This window comes from Candidatus Colwellia aromaticivorans (assembly GCF_003333305.1).
Classification (GTDB): domain Bacteria; phylum Pseudomonadota; class Gammaproteobacteria; order Enterobacterales; family Alteromonadaceae; genus Colwellia; species Colwellia aromaticivorans.
The window spans coordinates 1-15,604 of sequence record NZ_QOLD01000094.1; the positions used below are offsets into that span (position 1 = coordinate 1).

The 15,604-nt window shown below is 38.9% G+C and carries 14 protein-coding genes and 1 pseudogene; 8 read left to right on the forward strand and 7 right to left on the reverse strand.

The window, feature by feature from the left end; genetic code table 11:
* Positions 1 to 142: 142 nt before the first annotated feature.
* Both DWA31_RS15205 and DWA31_RS15210 read left to right on the forward strand, forming a co-directional pair.
* A pseudogene (locus DWA31_RS15205) lies at positions 143 to 856 on the forward strand (AEC family transporter); the annotation flags it as partial.
* Between the two features lie 243 nt (positions 857 to 1,099).
* Positions 1,100 to 2,557 (forward strand): NAD-dependent succinate-semialdehyde dehydrogenase, encoded by a 1,458-nt coding sequence (locus DWA31_RS15210; RefSeq protein ID WP_281268638.1) that lies wholly within the window; start codon positions 1,100 to 1,102, stop codon positions 2,555 to 2,557.
* A 482-nt stretch (positions 2,558 to 3,039) separates the two neighbouring features.
* Here the strand turns inward: DWA31_RS15210 and hpaR are convergent, their stop codons facing one another.
* Together hpaR and DWA31_RS15220 are read right to left on the reverse strand one after the other, a co-directional pair.
* Positions 3,040 to 3,486: a homoprotocatechuate degradation operon regulator HpaR gene (hpaR, locus tag DWA31_RS15215; RefSeq protein ID WP_114327426.1), complete on the reverse strand. Its 447-nt coding sequence runs from the start codon at positions 3,484 to 3,486 to the stop codon at positions 3,040 to 3,042.
* Between the two features lie 2 nt (positions 3,487 to 3,488).
* Positions 3,489 to 4,349: a fumarylacetoacetate hydrolase family protein gene (locus DWA31_RS15220; protein WP_114327427.1), complete on the reverse strand. Its 861-nt coding sequence runs from the start codon at positions 4,347 to 4,349 to the stop codon at positions 3,489 to 3,491.
* A 244-nt stretch (positions 4,350 to 4,593) separates the two neighbouring features.
* Here DWA31_RS15220 and hpaE point away from each other — a divergent pair, with 244 nt between their 5' ends.
* From hpaE to DWA31_RS15250, 6 genes are all read left to right on the forward strand, one after another.
* Positions 4,594 to 6,108 (forward strand): 5-carboxymethyl-2-hydroxymuconate semialdehyde dehydrogenase, encoded by a 1,515-nt coding sequence (hpaE, locus tag DWA31_RS15225; RefSeq protein WP_114327428.1) that lies wholly within the window; start codon positions 4,594 to 4,596, stop codon positions 6,106 to 6,108.
* A gap of 26 nt (positions 6,109 to 6,134) precedes the next feature.
* Entirely contained in the window at positions 6,135 to 6,986 is an 852-nt protein-coding gene (gene hpaD / locus DWA31_RS15230; RefSeq protein WP_114327429.1) for a 3,4-dihydroxyphenylacetate 2,3-dioxygenase, read from the forward strand.
* Between the two features lie 15 nt (positions 6,987 to 7,001).
* Positions 7,002 to 7,388: a 5-carboxymethyl-2-hydroxymuconate Delta-isomerase gene (locus DWA31_RS15235; RefSeq protein ID WP_114327430.1), complete on the forward strand. Its 387-nt coding sequence runs from the start codon at positions 7,002 to 7,004 to the stop codon at positions 7,386 to 7,388.
* Positions 7,389 to 7,459: 71 nt separating this feature from the next.
* Entirely contained in the window at positions 7,460 to 8,263 is an 804-nt protein-coding gene (gene hpaH / locus DWA31_RS15240) for a 2-oxo-hept-4-ene-1,7-dioate hydratase (RefSeq protein WP_114327431.1), read from the forward strand.
* A gap of 28 nt (positions 8,264 to 8,291) precedes the next feature.
* Positions 8,292 to 9,089: an aldolase/citrate lyase family protein gene (locus DWA31_RS15245; RefSeq protein ID WP_114327432.1), complete on the forward strand. Its 798-nt coding sequence runs from the start codon at positions 8,292 to 8,294 to the stop codon at positions 9,087 to 9,089.
* 271 nt (positions 9,090 to 9,360) lie between these two features.
* On the forward strand, positions 9,361 to 9,732 hold the full coding sequence (locus DWA31_RS15250) for a hypothetical protein (RefSeq protein ID WP_114327433.1): 372 nt from the start codon (positions 9,361 to 9,363) through the stop codon (positions 9,730 to 9,732).
* A 2-nt stretch (positions 9,733 to 9,734) separates the two neighbouring features.
* On the opposite strand, the gene DWA31_RS15255 is transcribed toward DWA31_RS15250, so the two are convergent.
* From DWA31_RS15255 to DWA31_RS15275, 5 genes are all read right to left on the reverse strand, one after another.
* A complete protein-coding gene (locus DWA31_RS15255) occupies positions 9,735 to 11,660 on the reverse strand; it encodes an FAD-dependent monooxygenase (RefSeq protein WP_114327434.1) in 1,926 nt (641 codons plus the stop codon).
* A 228-nt stretch (positions 11,661 to 11,888) separates the two neighbouring features.
* Entirely contained in the window at positions 11,889 to 12,395 is a 507-nt protein-coding gene (locus tag DWA31_RS15260) for a universal stress protein (protein ID WP_114327435.1), read from the reverse strand.
* Between the two features lie 91 nt (positions 12,396 to 12,486).
* Positions 12,487 to 13,815, reverse strand: a complete 1,329-nt coding sequence (locus DWA31_RS15265; protein WP_114327436.1) for a TRAP transporter large permease — start codon at positions 13,813 to 13,815, stop codon at positions 12,487 to 12,489.
* A 1-nt stretch (position 13,816) separates the two neighbouring features.
* Positions 13,817 to 14,383 carry a TRAP transporter small permease gene (locus tag DWA31_RS15270; RefSeq protein WP_114327437.1) on the reverse strand — a complete coding sequence of 189 codons (567 nt, stop codon included), beginning with the start codon at positions 14,381 to 14,383 and terminating at the stop codon, positions 13,817 to 13,819.
* Between the two features lie 11 nt (positions 14,384 to 14,394).
* The gene (locus DWA31_RS15275) at positions 14,395 to 15,411 is read right to left on the reverse strand and encodes a TRAP transporter substrate-binding protein (RefSeq protein WP_210725616.1); all 1,017 of its coding nucleotides are present in this window, start codon (positions 15,409 to 15,411) and stop codon (positions 14,395 to 14,397) included.
* Between the last annotated feature and the right edge of the window lie 193 nt (positions 15,412 to 15,604).

The window sequence follows — 15,604 nt, forward strand, 5'->3', positions numbered from 1 at the left end:
ACTTAGTTTATTTAATATTGCTTCTTTAAATTGGCTTGAATGCCTTTGATAGTACACTGTTGTTAACTTACCGCTCCCTGTTTATTTACTAAATTAATTGAGGCGACAACAATCCTGACACAGGGGGGTTTATGGCTTAGGCTCACTTTTGTCTTTTGCTACTTTATTCATTATGGCTCGTCTACGCAATAAAACGCTTACCGAATGTGCATTATTTGGTTTGGGCGCTAGTATGTCTAATAGTTTAATGGTTGGTTTTCCCATTGTTACACAATTATTTGGTGATGAAGCGTTAGTGCCTTTTACATTAACGCTGATTGTTGAAAACCTGTTTATTTTACCGTTAGCACTCGCATTGGCAGATACAGGACAACAAAAAAACAGTCATTTTTTTACTGCTTTTGCTAAATCATTACCACAACTTCTTAAAAATCCTATTATTTTATCCATAGTTTTGGGTATTACTAGTACCGCTTTTGGCATTCAACCACCGGAACTAGCAAGTAAAGTAATAGACGTATTAGCACTAACGGTTGCAGGTGTCTCTTTATTTGCTATTGGTGGTATGTTGGTTGGATTGAAAACGAAAGGTATGGTTACTGATTTAAGTAGTATTGTATTGGGTAAATTAATTATTCATCCCTTATGTATTTTTGCAATTCTGATCTTTTTTCCAGCAATGCCGCTATTATTTCAGCACGTTGCCATTCTTCTCGCCTGTATGCCAATGTTCAGTATTTTCGCCGTTATTGGTATACGATATCAATATGGTGGACTTTGCTCAGCAGTATTGTTACCAACAACGGTCGTTTCTTTTATAACGATTAACCTAGTGGTTTGGATTATTTCAACTTGATGGTTGGTATGTTAAGTAAGTTGGCTTGAACCCTTCCTTTCAGAATACTTATCACTATTATTTATAATTCACTTAACATGTTAACTATATTGTATTATAGTATATAAATATTATGATGTACTAAAATAGTGTGAAGACGGAAAAAGCAAGCGTACTAAATACGGTTATTCTGATAATAGACATAATATTGTAGTTTCATTTAAACGATTAATCACCTTAATTAAAATAGAGGAATATATGACAATACAACTTAAAGATCCCAGTCTTTTTAAAACTCAGGCTTTTATCAGCGGCCAGTGGGTTGATAGTGATAAAGGTGAAACATTTCCAGTTTACAACCCTGCTACAGGGGAGCTTATCGCTCAGGTAGCCAGTGTTGGATTAAATGAAACTCGCCGCGCAATTAATGATGCGCAAACGGCAATGACAAGTTGGCGAGCACTTCCAGCGAAAACTCGCTGTGATATTTTAGAACGCTGGTACAACTTAGTGCTCGAAAATGTCGAAGATCTTGCGCTATTAATGACTGCTGAACAAGGCAAGCCTTTGTTTGAGTCTCGTGGTGAAATAGCTTACGGTGCTTCATTTATTAAGTGGTTTGCCGAAGAAGGAAAACGCGTCTATGGCGATATAATTCCTGCCGCGAGTGATCGACGCAGTATTGCTATTAAACAACCCATAGGGGTTGTTGCAGCCATTACACCTTGGAATTTTCCAAATGCGATGATAACGCGCAAAGTGGCGCCTGCACTTGCGGTTGGTTGTGCCATGGTATTAAAACCTGCAGCAGAAACTCCACTTTCAGCGTTAGCGCTAGTTGAGTTGGCAAGCAGGGCAGGTTTACCGCCAGGGCTATTTAGTGTTGTGCCAACAAGAGATGCTTCGACGGTTGGCTCTGAAATGACCTTAAATCCAATTGTTAAAAAAGTTACCTTTACTGGCTCAACGCAAGTAGGTAAGCTTTTGATGAAGCAATGTGCTGATACAGTAAAACGTACCTCAATGGAATTAGGTGGTAATGCACCGGTAATTGTCTTTGATGATGCGGATCTCGATTTGGCGGTAGCTGGCGCACTGGTAGCAAAATACCGAAATTCCGGTCAAACCTGTATTTGCGCGAATAGAATTATTGTTCAAGAAGGAATATACGATGCTTTTGTCGAAAAATTTGTCGCAGCAGTAAATCAATTTAATATTGGTAACGGGTTGGATGATACTACAAGCCACGGACCTGTGATTACGAAAAAAGCAGCCATTGATATTCATTCGAAGGTTCAAAGTGCAATAGCTGAGGGAGCCGTTGTTGCATCGGGTGGGGATTTTAGTGAACTGGGTGAGTGTTTTTATCAACCGACAGTACTAACCAATGTAAACGATAAAATGCAAGTTTTCCAAGAAGAAATTTTTGGTCCTGTTGCGCCTATTTTTAAATTTACTACTGAAAAAGAAGCGATCTCGATGGCTAATGATACCCCATTTGGTCTAGCAGCTTATTTTTACACTGAACATATGGGTCGAAGCTGGCGAGTATCAGAAGCACTTGAATATGGTATGGTTGGTGTTAATGAGACAGCGATAAGCTCTGAAGTCATTCCATTTGGCGGTGTTAAAGAATCAGGGCAGGGCAGAGAAGGATCAAAATACGGGCTGGACGACTATCTGGAAATAAAATATATCTGCATGGGTGGCTTGCAACGCTAATGACTGACTAGCATACAGGCATGTAATAATTTATGATTTTACATGTTTACCGCATTAAAATAAGATTACATTAATATGCCTGTACCTTCCATATACCACAAGAGCACTTAACAAACGCTATCAAATTTTACTGAAGCAAAAGTAAATATAAAATGTTTAGAGCATTCAATAAGTATAAGTGAATATTTTATTTGTATTTATGGTTTTGTGGTAAAATATGATGTTCATCATGCTTTACCTATTTATTTGCTATACCCGATCCATTCGAAGATGCATGATTCAGCTGAAACGAGCATCTTCAAGTGGAACGGGTATATATGACAGTTGAAACTAGCAATTAAGAAACTCTGCAATAACAGAATCTATTTTTGATAAGCACTGAAGGCTTTATTAAAGTGCGGTTTTAATCTGTTAAGAGTAGACTGAGCACTTTCCATTGAGGTAACTACCTGACATTTAATAAGGGAGAATCAATTAATGTTTTATGAATCTTCTTCTTCCAACGTTTTAATAAGATCATCTAATAGCTCGTAAAGTAACTCTAACTTTCTTACGCCATATTTTTCTTCTATCTCAACATATCTTTCGACAGATTTTGGCGCTACTTTCTCAAATAACGCTAGGCCCTGTTCGGTCAATAATATTATTGAACGGCGCTGATCACTATCAACAGCCTGACGTTCGATTAGTTTTCTTTTATCTAGATGATTAATAATTCGGGAAAGGCTTGGCATAAGTAAATGGCAACGTAGCGCCAGTGTACTCATGTCAAGGTTACTTTCATGCTCCAAAGCTCGGATCACTCGCCACTGTTGTGATGTTAAATCATATGCTTTAAGTGACGGAATAAATTTCTTCATCACAGCTTCCCTTGTTTGTAACAAGGTCATAGGCAGCGAGCGTTCGAAACTACGGAGTGTTTTTGTCATAACTATAAAACTTCGTCCTTAACACCATTAACTAAGGTACCCACACCTTCAACATCTATTTCAACAACATCACCAGGGGCTAAATAACGTGGTGGCTCAAAACGAGCACCTGCACCATTAGGTGTTCCTGTTGCGATAACATCACCTGGTTTTAAGTGGAAAAATTTAGAAAAGTAGCTAATAATATATTTAAAAGGAAACATCATACTCGCAGTTGTATCGTCTTGTCTAACTTCACCGTTAACTCGGGTTGTTACACGCAAATTTTCAAATTGCTCAGAAGTAAACTCATCAGCTGTTACCATCCAAGGACCAATCGAACCAGAATGGATAAAGTTTTTACCTTGAGTTACGTTAAACTTAGCATGACGTACCCAATCACGTAGGGTGCCTTCGTTCATAATCGTTAAGCCAGCTATATGATCATAAGCATCTTCTTCTGCTATACGACGACCTTCTTTGCCAATGATAATGACTATTTCACCTTCATAATCTAGTTTATGAGATTCTGGCGGTCGAATGAGTGGCATGTCATGGCCCGTGAATGAATCGGGCGTACGAATGAATAAGCTAGGAAACTTAGGTGCTTCAGAGCCATCTTTATATTCAGCATTTCGGTTTGCATAATTAACGCCAACACAAGCAATTTTACCAGGGTTGCTGATTGGTGGTAAGTATTCAACATCTTCTGCTTTATAATCTATTTCTAGACCACCAGCGAGCTTTTTCATCGCTTCAATTTTGTCGTTTTGTAATACTTCCAATAAGCTACCACCCAGTAAGTTACCTAAATCAATAACTCCTTCAGTGGTGATAACACCCCATGATTCTTTTCCTGCATGATTAAACGTTAAAAATCTCATTCAATAGTATCCTAAATCGTTAAAATTATATTCTGAGTATATATATAACACGTTAAGTAAATTAACTCAATGTAAAGGGTATCTTGTTTATATATAATTTGGTGTTTATAGGGATTATTTAGATTGATACTTGACATGTATCACTAATAATAGTTAACATGTTAATCAAATGCTCTATTTTTTTAATTAGAGAAGTTACTCATGAAACAAACACTATTAACCATAACATAACTTGGAGCGACCAATGTCTGAATTCGAACAAAACCTTAGTAGAGCAAAGCAATATTTAACGCGATTTAAAGATGCACCTTTAGGGCAATTCATTGGTGGTGAATTTTATACAAATGAAAAGACTTTCACCAATTTAACACCAGTGGATAATACCTCTATTGGTGAAATCTCAGAAGGTACTGAGATTGATATGGATAAAGCATGTGAAGCAGCAAAAAATGCATTCCCCGCTTGGCGTGATATGCCAGGTGCTGAACGCAAAAGAATATTACACCATTTTGCTGATAAAATAGTTGAACGTGCTGATGAGATCGCTTTAGTTGAATCAATGGATTGTGGTCAACCTATCCGATTTATGAAACAGGCAGCGATACGTGGTGCAGCAAACTTTAGATTTTTTGCAGATAAAGCGCCTGAAGCGGCGAATGGTTTGTCACTTCATCAAGACGATCACACTAACTTTACCGTGCGTTCACCTATTGGTCCAGTTGGCATTATAACCCCTTGGAACACACCATTTATGTTGGCAACATGGAAAATAGCGCCAGCCTTAGCGTCAGGTTGTACTATTGTTCATAAACCCGCTGAAAAAACACCATTAAGTGCCATGCTTATGGCTGAAATAGCAAAAGATGCCGGTATTCCTGATGGTGTTTGGAATACGGTTAATGGTTTAGGTGCCACAGTTGGTAAACGTTTAACTGAACACCCGGCTATTAAAGCTGTTGCTTTAGTAGGTGATTCTGCTACAGGCCGCCGTATCATGCGTCAAGGTGCAGATACATTAAAACGTGTTCATTTTGAATTAGGTGGAAAGAACCCTGTCATTGTTTTTGATGATGCTAATTTCGATCGTGCACTAGATGCTGTTGTGTTTATGATCTACAGCCTTAACGGACAACGTTGTACTTCTTCTAGTCGCTTATTAATTCAAAATGGTATTAAAGATAAGTTCTTAGCTGCATTAGAAAAACGTGTACGTAATTTAAAAGTAGGTCACCCACTAGATCCGAATACTGAAGTTGGACCGCTAGCTCACCAAGAGCATTTTGATAAAGTGATGAGTTACATGACTATTGCCCAGCAAGACGGTGCAACCACTAAAGTTGGTGGTATTCATCGTGCAGATCTTGGTAATGGTTGTTATGTTTCTCCAACCTTATTTACTGATGCTGATAGCACTATGCGTATTGCCCAAGAAGAAATTTTTGGTCCTGTTTTAACGACTATTGGCTTTGATGCAGAAGAAGACGCTATTGCTATAGCTAATGATACTGACTATGGCTTATCTGGCTATATCTGGACAGAAAATACAGGCCGTGCAATGCGTATGGCCAAACATGTTGAATCAGGCATGCTTTGGGTTAATTCAGAAAATAACCGTAACTTACCTTCCCCTTTTGGTGGCGTAAAGTCGTCAGGTATTGGTCGCGATGGTGGTGATTGGAGTTTCGATTTTTACATGGAAACTAAAAATGTTTGTATTGCACATGGTACCCATAAGGTTCCAGTTTTAGGTGCATCGTAAATTATAATTATTAGGAGAATTGAATTATGGGTAAACTTGCATTAGCCGCCAAAATAACACATGTGCCATCTATGTATTTATCAGAGCTTGATGGCGAACATAAAGGTTGTCGTGAAGCTGCAGTTCAAGGACATAAAGAAATTTCACGACGTTGTCGTGAGTTAGGTGTGGATACCATAGTAGTATTTGATACGCACTGGTTGGTAAACTCTGGCTATCATATTAACAATGCGCCACATTTTGAAGGCGTTTATACCAGTAATGAATTGCCACATTTCATTAAAAACATGCCTTATAACTATGAGGGTAATGTTGAATTAGGTGATTTGATTGCCAAAGTTGCCAATGAATCAGGCGTTCCAGTACGAGCGCATTCAGATACTACCTTAGGTATTGAATACGGCACTTTAGTTCCTATGCGATATATGAATGAAGACAAGCACTTTAAAGTGGTTTCTATTTCTGCCATGTGTCAGGTTCATGATTTAGAAGAAAGCGCTAAGCTTGGTGCCGCAGTAAAAAAAGCGATTGAAGAAGAATATGATGGTACGGTAGCTATTTTTGCTTCAGGTTCATTATCGCATCGCTTTGCTCAAAATGGTGTTGCAGATCAGTTTCTACATAAAGTATGGTCGCCGTTTTTAGAAAATATTGATCAACGTGTAGTTGAAATGTGGAAACAAGGCGAATGGAAAGAGTTCGTTGAAATGTTGCCTGAATATGCATTGAAATGTCATGGAGAAGGTTTTATGCATGACACTGCGATGTTACTTGGCGCGTTAGGTTGGGATGAATACAAAGGTAAGGTTGACGTTGTTACGCCTTATTTTGGTAGCTCAGGTACAGGCCAAATTAATGCTGTTTTCCCCGTTGAATAAAAGAGAGTTTTTTTTATGCCACATTTCATTCTAGAGCATTCAGGAAATTTAACGAACGAGTCACTAGATTTAGATGCTCTGTTTAAACGTTTAATTGATGAAGCCGTTGGTACGGGTATTTTTCCGTTGGCAGGTATTCGCTGTCGAGCACACAAGTGCGAATATTTTAGAGTCGCTGATGGTACGGCTACCTTTGGGTTTGTGCATTTACATGTGCGCATTGGCTCAGGTCGCACTGAAGAACAAAAAGCGAGTGCTGCGAAAGTTTTGTTTAGTGTGTTAACTGAGCACTTAGCTGCTATTTATGAAAGCCAAGGCTTAGCCATTTCATTTGAGCTATCAGAATTGCCAGTTCATAAATTTAATCAAAACAACCTTCGTGATTACCTTGCGAAGACATAATATTAATTAAAGTAATGAATGATCAATTCATTACTTTAATCGGTATAACAAGTATTTTAAAGGATTTTAGTATGCTCAGTGAACAAATTATTGAACAAGCGGCAATAGACCACTTAGAAGCAGAAGTTAATAGTAAACCGGGTTTACCCTTATCAATAAAGCACCCAGAAATGACGTTAGAAGATGGCTATGCCATTCAAAAAAGTTGGGTGAATAAAAAAATAGCACAAGGCCAAAAGGTTGTTGGTTATAAAATTGGCTATACCTCACGTGCAATGCAAAAAGCATTAAATATTGAAGAGCCTGATTTTGGTGTTCTTTTAGATAGCATGGTTTATAACGATGGTGCTCAAATTGATGTATCAAAGTTTTGTGATCCGCGCATTGAAGTCGAGCTAGCGTTTGTTTTAAAAGATCGCCTTGAAGGTGAAAACGTTACCATTTTTGATGTGTTAAATGCGACTGACTATGTTGTGCCTACGTTAGAAATTATCGACGCAAGAACGCATCGTAAAGATCCTGAAACTGGTTACACCCGAAAAGTATTTGATACGGTTGCTGACAATGCCGGTAATGCTGCCATTATTATCGGCGGACGACCAATTAAGCCATTAGAAATGGATTTACGTTGGTGTGGTGGTATTTTAAATATTAATGGTGTTGTTGAAGAAACTGGCTTAGCTGCAGCAGTGCTTAATCATCCTGCCAATGGTATTTGCTGGGTAGCTAAGCGTTTTGCTCCTCATGGTGTTTCTTTAGAGCCGGGCCAAATTATCTTATCAGGCTCTTTTACCGCGCCAGTTGCAGTAAAAGCGGGTGATACCGTTAATGCCGATTATGGCCCGTTAGGCACTATTTCTTGTCATTTCATTTAGGCCTCTTGTTATTAAGGAAAATATAATCATGAAATTACCACAAAATAAATTTAAAAAGGCGTTGTCGTCTACTAAAACGCAATTTGGTTTATGGATGGGGCTACCTGATAGCATTTGTGCTGAAATTGGTGCTGGCGCTGGCTTTGACTGGCTTTTAATTGATGCTGAACATGCCCCTTATGATTTACGTAGCATTCAAAGCCATTTACAGGCAATAGCACCTTATGACGTTCCTGCACTTGTTAGACCGCCAGAAGGCACGACTGCCATTATCAAACAGTTACTTGATATTGGCGCACAAACCTTACTTATTCCTATGGTTAATACAGCAGATCAAGCGCGCCAATTAGTGCAAGATTCGCTTTATCCACCGCAAGGTATTCGTGGCTTAGGCACGTCGATGGCACGCGCTGCCCATTGGAATGGTGTAGAAGGTTATTTACAAAAAGCGAATGATGAAATTTGCTTAATTGTACAAGCTGAAACTAAACAAGCCATTGATAATTTAGAAGAGATCGTCGCAATTGATGGCGTTCACGGTGTGTTTATTGGGCCATCTGATTTATCAGCTTCTATGGGTTACGTCGGTAATCCAGGGCATCCAGAAGTGGTTGCCGCAGTAGAGAAGGGTATTGAAACCATTGTTAAAGCGGGTAAAGCCGCTGGGGTGTTAGCCGTTGATAAAGTATTAGCTGAAGGTTATGCCGCTAAAGGCGCTAGCTTTGTTGGTGTTGGTGTTGATGCTAGCCTATTGGCAACGTCAGTGCGTAATTTAGCTAATCAGTTTTGTACTGATGACAAAAGCGAATTAGCAGCCGGTTATTAAATACTCATAACAACTTTTCAAATTTAGTTCTTTGGAAAGTTTAACCGCGAAAGATCAACAGACCCTAGTATTTTAACAGCCGATCAGTTTGAAAAATACTGCATCAACCTTTATTTTAGCAAAGGCCGTTGTTCTTTTATTGATCAGCAACTATTTGACGACCCTGCTGAGGCTAGTTTACTTGCCGCTATCATTATACCAATCTCACTAACTATGTGATCATTTCTACTTGTTAAAACGACCAACTACTTCGTTATTTATTCAATAATTAATGCTGCATGGATGCAGCTTATTAGACAATGCAGGAGCATATTGTCCTGAACAACTAGTTATTGAAATAAACGCCTTGTATTTGACCGTTTTCCCTACGTATAAAATAGATCACCTAATTAATGAAACTGGTATTACTCAGCACTACCGGCTAAACCAATCGTTAAACAATAAAGGTCCATTAACGTTTATCTCAGAACGTGAACGCCAAGTTTGCCAAGGTATTCTGCGTGGGGAAAAAATGGAAGCAGTCAGCGCTGAAGTCGGTATCGCGACTAGCAGTGCTATTCTTATAAAAAAGAGCCTACGTAAAGCTGGGCATAACCAGTCGAACGTCCTTGTTCAATCTGTGCCACAAAAACTAGCTTCTTAGGATTAAATCATAAACTCATCAAAAAACGCAGATAATTCATCATATGCGTTGAGAGGTAATATATTGGCAATGTGCTGGTCTGGTCGAACGATGACCATACATCCGTTAGCGCGATCTATATTACGTTGCTCAAATATGTCGTTACCTTTTTCTGCATGGAATACTTTTTCGTAGTCTCTCAGTCCATATTTTCCTTTGGTTGGCCATAGGAAGTCAGGCATATCTTCAATTGACAGGTCTTGTTGTTGGAATACGGCATAAACATCAAATACTGAGTCTATATCCGTGCCTTCAGGGGTATACTTTTGTATGGGTGAAGACTCAGAGTTTGCAATAAATTCTATAAGCTTATATGAATCAGAAGAGGCTTCTGTAGGATTTTGTTTATTACCAAAAATGAAAATACGCCAGCGGCCATCCGCTTTATTCAGATGTCCTAAATGCTGTCGGTAACCATCGGCTACTCGAATAGCCTCGGCTGAATGGAATCGTTGACCAATGTTAAATCCACTGGCTAAATGTTGATTCTCTTGACCAGTAGATATATACGACGGGTAATACTCGATAGCTGTGCCAGCAACAAAGCCATTTTGTCTGGCCATGAATTTCTCAATATCAGCCGTATTGGTTTTAGCTTCAGGTGCATCATTGTCTGATGTTGGACGAGTAGCCACTAATTTTGATAATTCTCTATCTGCCTCTATTAACTGAAATGCAACTTTACGTCGCTCTGAGGAATAAGTCTGTAGTAATTCTGGCTTACATTTACCTTGTAAAACAGCAGCAACTTTCCAACCCAGATTAAAGGTGTCTGGCAGTGATGTGTTTAATCCCCAACCTCCTTTAGGACTATGCGTATGGCAGGCATCACCAGCAACAAATGCACGAGGTATAAGGTTTTCTGGATTATCAACGGGTGTGTCATCAAATCTCTCTGCTACTCGTTGTCCAACCTCATAGATTGACCACCAGGCAACTTCCTTAACGTCTAACTTATAAGGATGCATAATTTGCTGTGCTTTTGCAATTACATCTTCTACTTTAAGGTTAAGGTCTGACGCGCGTTGATCTTCACCCAATAGAGCGAGCTCTACATAAAACCGACACAAATAACCGCCTTCTCGCGGAATAGTCATTACAGCACCATGTTCTTTTGATTGGATAAAGCTCTTAACTCTAATATCAGGAAAGTCTGTTACTAACAAAAGATCCATGACCCCCCAAGCTTTGTTTGCTGAATCACCTTCTAAAGGTATTGATAGACCTCTTCGAACAGCACTTCTTGCTCCATCACAACCGACAACGTACTTGGCTCGAACAGTTTCGGTTTTGGGTGATTGAGAGTCATCATTTAACTCAAATTTTGCAGTAATAGGGTGTGCGTTTAAATCTTGCGTTAGGTTAGGATCAACATCTAATTCAAGTAACCGGCGGCTGTAATGGGGAACAAGATGCGTTACTGAGTTCTTCATGCCTTCTAGTAATAATTCATGAAGTCGGGCCTGGTTAACAATTCCATGGGCAAATTCAGACAGGCCAATTCTCGCGTCAGCAATTTTGTGGGTACGTTTTATGTTCTCAGGCTTTATGTTATCAGGCTCCCAGAATGTATTCTGGTTTAGCTTGTAAGATTCTTTCACAATCATTTCACTGCTGTTAAAGCCTTCCATAATTTCAATTGTGCGACAAGATATGCCATCTGCGCGTCCAAAAATCAAAGGACCTTCTTCTAGATCAACGATACACGTTGTAATGTCAGTGAACTCCGATAGCTGCCTTGCCATCGCTAATCCTGCAGGGCCACAACCGACAATTAATACATCCACTTCCTTTGGAAGATCTACAATAGGTGGTATAGGGTCAGGTTCTCTAACTGAATCTGGAATTTGATAGTTACCGGGTTTAAAACCATTTAAATGGAATTGCATTACATAATTCTCCTAACTTATTATAATATTTTGTTTGCTGTTTGCTGTTTGCTGTTTGCTGTTTGCTGTTTGTTTACTGTTTAAGTCTATATTAGGTACCCAGATGAAATTATACATAGGACAAAATAAGATCATCGTTATATCTGTTTTAAGGGAGCAGCCATTAAAAAAGATACGCTCAGGCGTTCTAAAATTTGCATCTTAAAATGGCTTGGAGATAAATAGTCTCTATTTACCTAATGGAATAATTAACAAAGGCCTTTTAGTATTTAACATTACTTTATTAGCTGTTGAACCAGAGAAAAATTGTCCCATCGCTGAGTGAGTACGGGTACCCATGACAATCACATCGGCATCAATATCATTCGCTACTTTAATGATAGTTTCCCAAGCAACGCCTTCTTCAATGCGTGACTTAATTTTACTGACATCAAGGCTGTCATGAAATTCAATTTCTTGTTCGAAAAAACGACTAATACGTTCTTCAATTTTAGTTTTTAAATTAACCAAGCTTTTTTGATAAATACCTTCAACATCTTGGGTATCTACTAGATTTTTTATGAGATTTTGCGCCGAGCTTGAGAGTGGCTCTAATATATGTAAGTAAGTTATTTCAGAGTCATACTTGCCACATAAGCTCATCGCTGCACGAAAGGCAGGTCTTGAGCCTTTTTCTATATCAGAGGCATAAAGAATTTTGTTGATTTTTGTTTTACTTTTAGTATTAGTTGTCATGTCTTTTCCTTTCGAATAAGTCGTCTTTAATACACAAGGCTAAAAATAAAAAAAGGTAACATCGTTAACCAATGTTACCTTCGGATTTTTATTATCGATAGAGCCAAATAGGTAAGGCTAGCGCGATAGGCGCAACTAACGTGATTAATAATAAACGTAATATATCGGCACACCAAAATGGTGTAACGCCTTTAAAAATAGTGCTTGCTTTGACGTCTTTTAGCACCGCACTTAATACAAATACATTCATACCAACGGGCGGGGTTATTAAACTAATTTCGGTAACCACTACCACAACAATACCAAACCAGACTAAATCAAATCCTAAGCTTTGCACTAAAGGATAAAAAATAGGTACAGTCAATAGCATCATAGATAAGCTTTCAAAAACCATACCTAATACTATATATATTGCCAAAATAACGAATATGACAACCATAGGTGAAACATCAAGCCCACTGACTAATGTAAACAAATCACTTGGTAAACCAGCACGGTTAATGAAATCAGAAAAAATCAAGGCACCAATCAGTACGGTAAACAACATAGTGGTTGTTCTAGCCGTATCTGACAGTGTTTCAAACAATGTTCTGATGGTAAGTGACTTTCTACCGAGTGCGATGATAAAGGCACCACCAGCGCCAACGCCTGCCGCTTCTGTTGGAGTAAATACACCTAAATAAATACCGCCCATTACTACCGTAAATAACGTCAGTACACCCCAAACACCTTTCAATGCGTCAACACGTTCAGGCCATGACATTTTCTCGCCACAAGGTCCGGTTGATGGGTCACGCCATACCGTATATTTCACTGCGCCAAGGTACATTAAAATACCTATGAAGCCAGGAATAAAGCCAGCTGCAAATAATTCGCGAATACTGGTTTCAGTCATTAATCCGTATAGCACTAAAATAACACTGGGTGGGATCAAAATACCTAAGGTGCCACCGGCAGCAATAGAAGCAGTTGCTAAAGAATCAGCATAACCATATTTACGCATAGGCGGCATGGCCACTTTAGCCATAGTAGCTGACGTAGCTAAACTTGAACCACAAATAGCAGAAAAACCACCACAAGCAACAACAGTAGCCATTGATAAACCACCCTTTTTATGACCTAGGAAGGCATAAGAAGCACGGTATAATTCTTGAGATAGGCCAGATTTGGTGACTAAATTCCCCATTAAAATAAATAAAGGAATGACCGACAAACTATACTCTTGTGCGGTATCAATTATTCGTTTTGACGCCATGGACAAAGGCGCGGTCCAACGAAAATCTGCGATATTGTCGAGTGAGAGCCCTTGCAACACAGCAAAGCCACCAAAGCCAACAATACCCATAGAGAAAGCAATAGGAATGCGCACTATAATAATAAGTACTAACAAGATTGCAAAACCAATCAGTGCAACTGTCATATTATTTCGCCTCCTTTGAGTTTGATACAGATGAATCGGTATCTGAGTGTTGTGTAGGTGTATTCGGGAATAGTAAAATATAGATACCATAAGTGATAACAGAGCCAGCCGTAATCCAACTCATAATAGCTATATACTGCACTACATGACCCATAGGAATCGCAAGGTATTCACTTTCTTCACCCCGTCGAATTGAACGTTCACCAATAAAAAATATACGATGAGCAACATAATAAAGCGAGCTCGACATAACGAAAATGGATAATAAACCCAATGCTTTTATAACTTTATCGCCAATGAATCGATCTAAAATATCAACAACAACGTGACCACCGCGCCAAGTAATTATTGGCATTTCAGCAAAGACCAAAACAGCAATGCATATCTCGGTCAATTCTGAGGCTGCATCTAATGAGTTATCAAATAAATAGCGACCTAACACATCGGTACACGTGAGTAACATTAATATTAATAAGGTTATGGCCGCAATTACTTCTAGAAAAAAGGCTAGCCATTTGACTAGCCCTTTTTCTTCGTAGTGCGTTGATAACCAAGCACTAAATGACATAGAACAACTCCTTACTTAGCCTGGCTTCGAGCGATTTTACGTAATTCTTTCAATGCACCTTTAGCATCAACGCCCTTACTTTTAACGCTTTCTACCCATTCGTGATCTAAACCTTTACTGTATTGCTTAAATTCTTTACCTAATTGCTTATTACTTGTAATAGTAACACCTTTGTTTTTAGCGAAAGTTAAACCTTTAGCATCGGCATTATCCCAAGCTCTACCAGCCATTGCTGAAAGTTTTTCACCCGAAACACTCATGATAGCATCACGATCTTTTTTAGGTAAATTAGCTAAAAAATCAGGGTTAATGAAGATTGAGAAACTACCTAGGTACATACCACCGGGTACAGCTAATACGTTAGGCGCTACTTCATATAAACGTAATGATTGTTGTTCGCCCATAGGCATGAATACACCATCAATTACGCCTTGTTGTAACATTTCATATACTTTTGAACCAGGCGCTGCGATTGGAGTGATTTTAAGACGTTTGCCTAAGTCACTTTGAATACCACCACCGATACGAATTTTCTTACCTTCTAACTCAGCTAAGCTAGTAATTGGTTTTATGGTATGAACATAGCCAGGACCATGAGTAAATATGGCAGCTAAGGTTAAACCTTCAAATTCACCTGCTTCTTTGAAGTATTTATCTTGTACACGCCAAAGGGCAACAGAAGCAGCTTCAGCATTAACACCAAGGCCAGGTTGCTCTGCAATTTGTGGTAACTTAAAACGACCAGGAACATAACCGTGATAACTAAAGCTAGCATCAACTACACCATCTTCCACTAGATCATACATACTTTTTGGATGGCCCATGCCGTATTCTAGTTTGAGTTTTACTCTACCTTCAGTTGCTTCCTCAATCCATTTCCCCCAAGTAGGCCACATTTCTGCATTCATAGCATGCCCTGGTGGCAACCAAGTGGCTACACGTAAAACAGTGTCAGCAACAGCCGATGCTGATAGTGCTGCACAAAAACCTAATGCGGCGGTGATTTTCATTAAAGGTGCTTTATTCATAATATTCTCTCCTAGACTAAATGTTTCTTTATGTGTTTTATTAATTATTATTCGGGTTTACTAATTGGTGAAGGTCTGGGTAAAACACTTAGCTAAGTTTTACATTCCAGGGCAATAATGTTTCGATATCAAGTGCAGAGTTGGTCAATTGCTCTAGGCAATGCATGAGATAGTCGAATGGTATTAATCCATT

Bases quoted from the DNA above. Each gene is read 5' to 3' on its own strand.
- DWA31_RS15270 (WP_114327437.1), bottom strand. From the start codon at position 14,383: ATGTCATTTAGTGCTTGGTTATCAACGCACTACGAAGAAAAAGGGCTA.
- hpaD (WP_114327429.1), top strand. From the start codon at position 6,135: ATGGGTAAACTTGCATTAGCCGCCAAAATAACACATGTGCCATCTATG.
- hpaE (WP_114327428.1), top strand. From the start codon at position 4,594: ATGTCTGAATTCGAACAAAACCTTAGTAGAGCAAAGCAATATTTAACG.
- DWA31_RS15220 (WP_114327427.1), bottom strand. From the start codon at position 4,349: ATGAGATTTTTAACGTTTAATCATGCAGGAAAAGAATCATGGGGTGTT.
- DWA31_RS15255 (WP_114327434.1), bottom strand. From the start codon at position 11,660: ATGCAATTCCATTTAAATGGTTTTAAACCCGGTAACTATCAAATTCCA.
- DWA31_RS15245 (WP_114327432.1), top strand. From the start codon at position 8,292: ATGAAATTACCACAAAATAAATTTAAAAAGGCGTTGTCGTCTACTAAA.
- DWA31_RS15250 (WP_114327433.1), top strand. From the start codon at position 9,361: ATGCTGCATGGATGCAGCTTATTAGACAATGCAGGAGCATATTGTCCT.
- DWA31_RS15265 (WP_114327436.1), bottom strand. From the start codon at position 13,815: ATGACAGTTGCACTGATTGGTTTTGCAATCTTGTTAGTACTTATTATT.
- DWA31_RS15260 (WP_114327435.1), bottom strand. From the start codon at position 12,395: ATGACAACTAATACTAAAAGTAAAACAAAAATCAACAAAATTCTTTAT.
- DWA31_RS15235 (WP_114327430.1), top strand. From the start codon at position 7,002: ATGCCACATTTCATTCTAGAGCATTCAGGAAATTTAACGAACGAGTCA.
- DWA31_RS15275 (WP_210725616.1), bottom strand. From the start codon at position 15,411: ATGAATAAAGCACCTTTAATGAAAATCACCGCCGCATTAGGTTTTTGT.
- hpaH (WP_114327431.1), top strand. From the start codon at position 7,460: ATGCTCAGTGAACAAATTATTGAACAAGCGGCAATAGACCACTTAGAA.
- hpaR (WP_114327426.1), bottom strand. From the start codon at position 3,486: ATGACAAAAACACTCCGTAGTTTCGAACGCTCGCTGCCTATGACCTTG.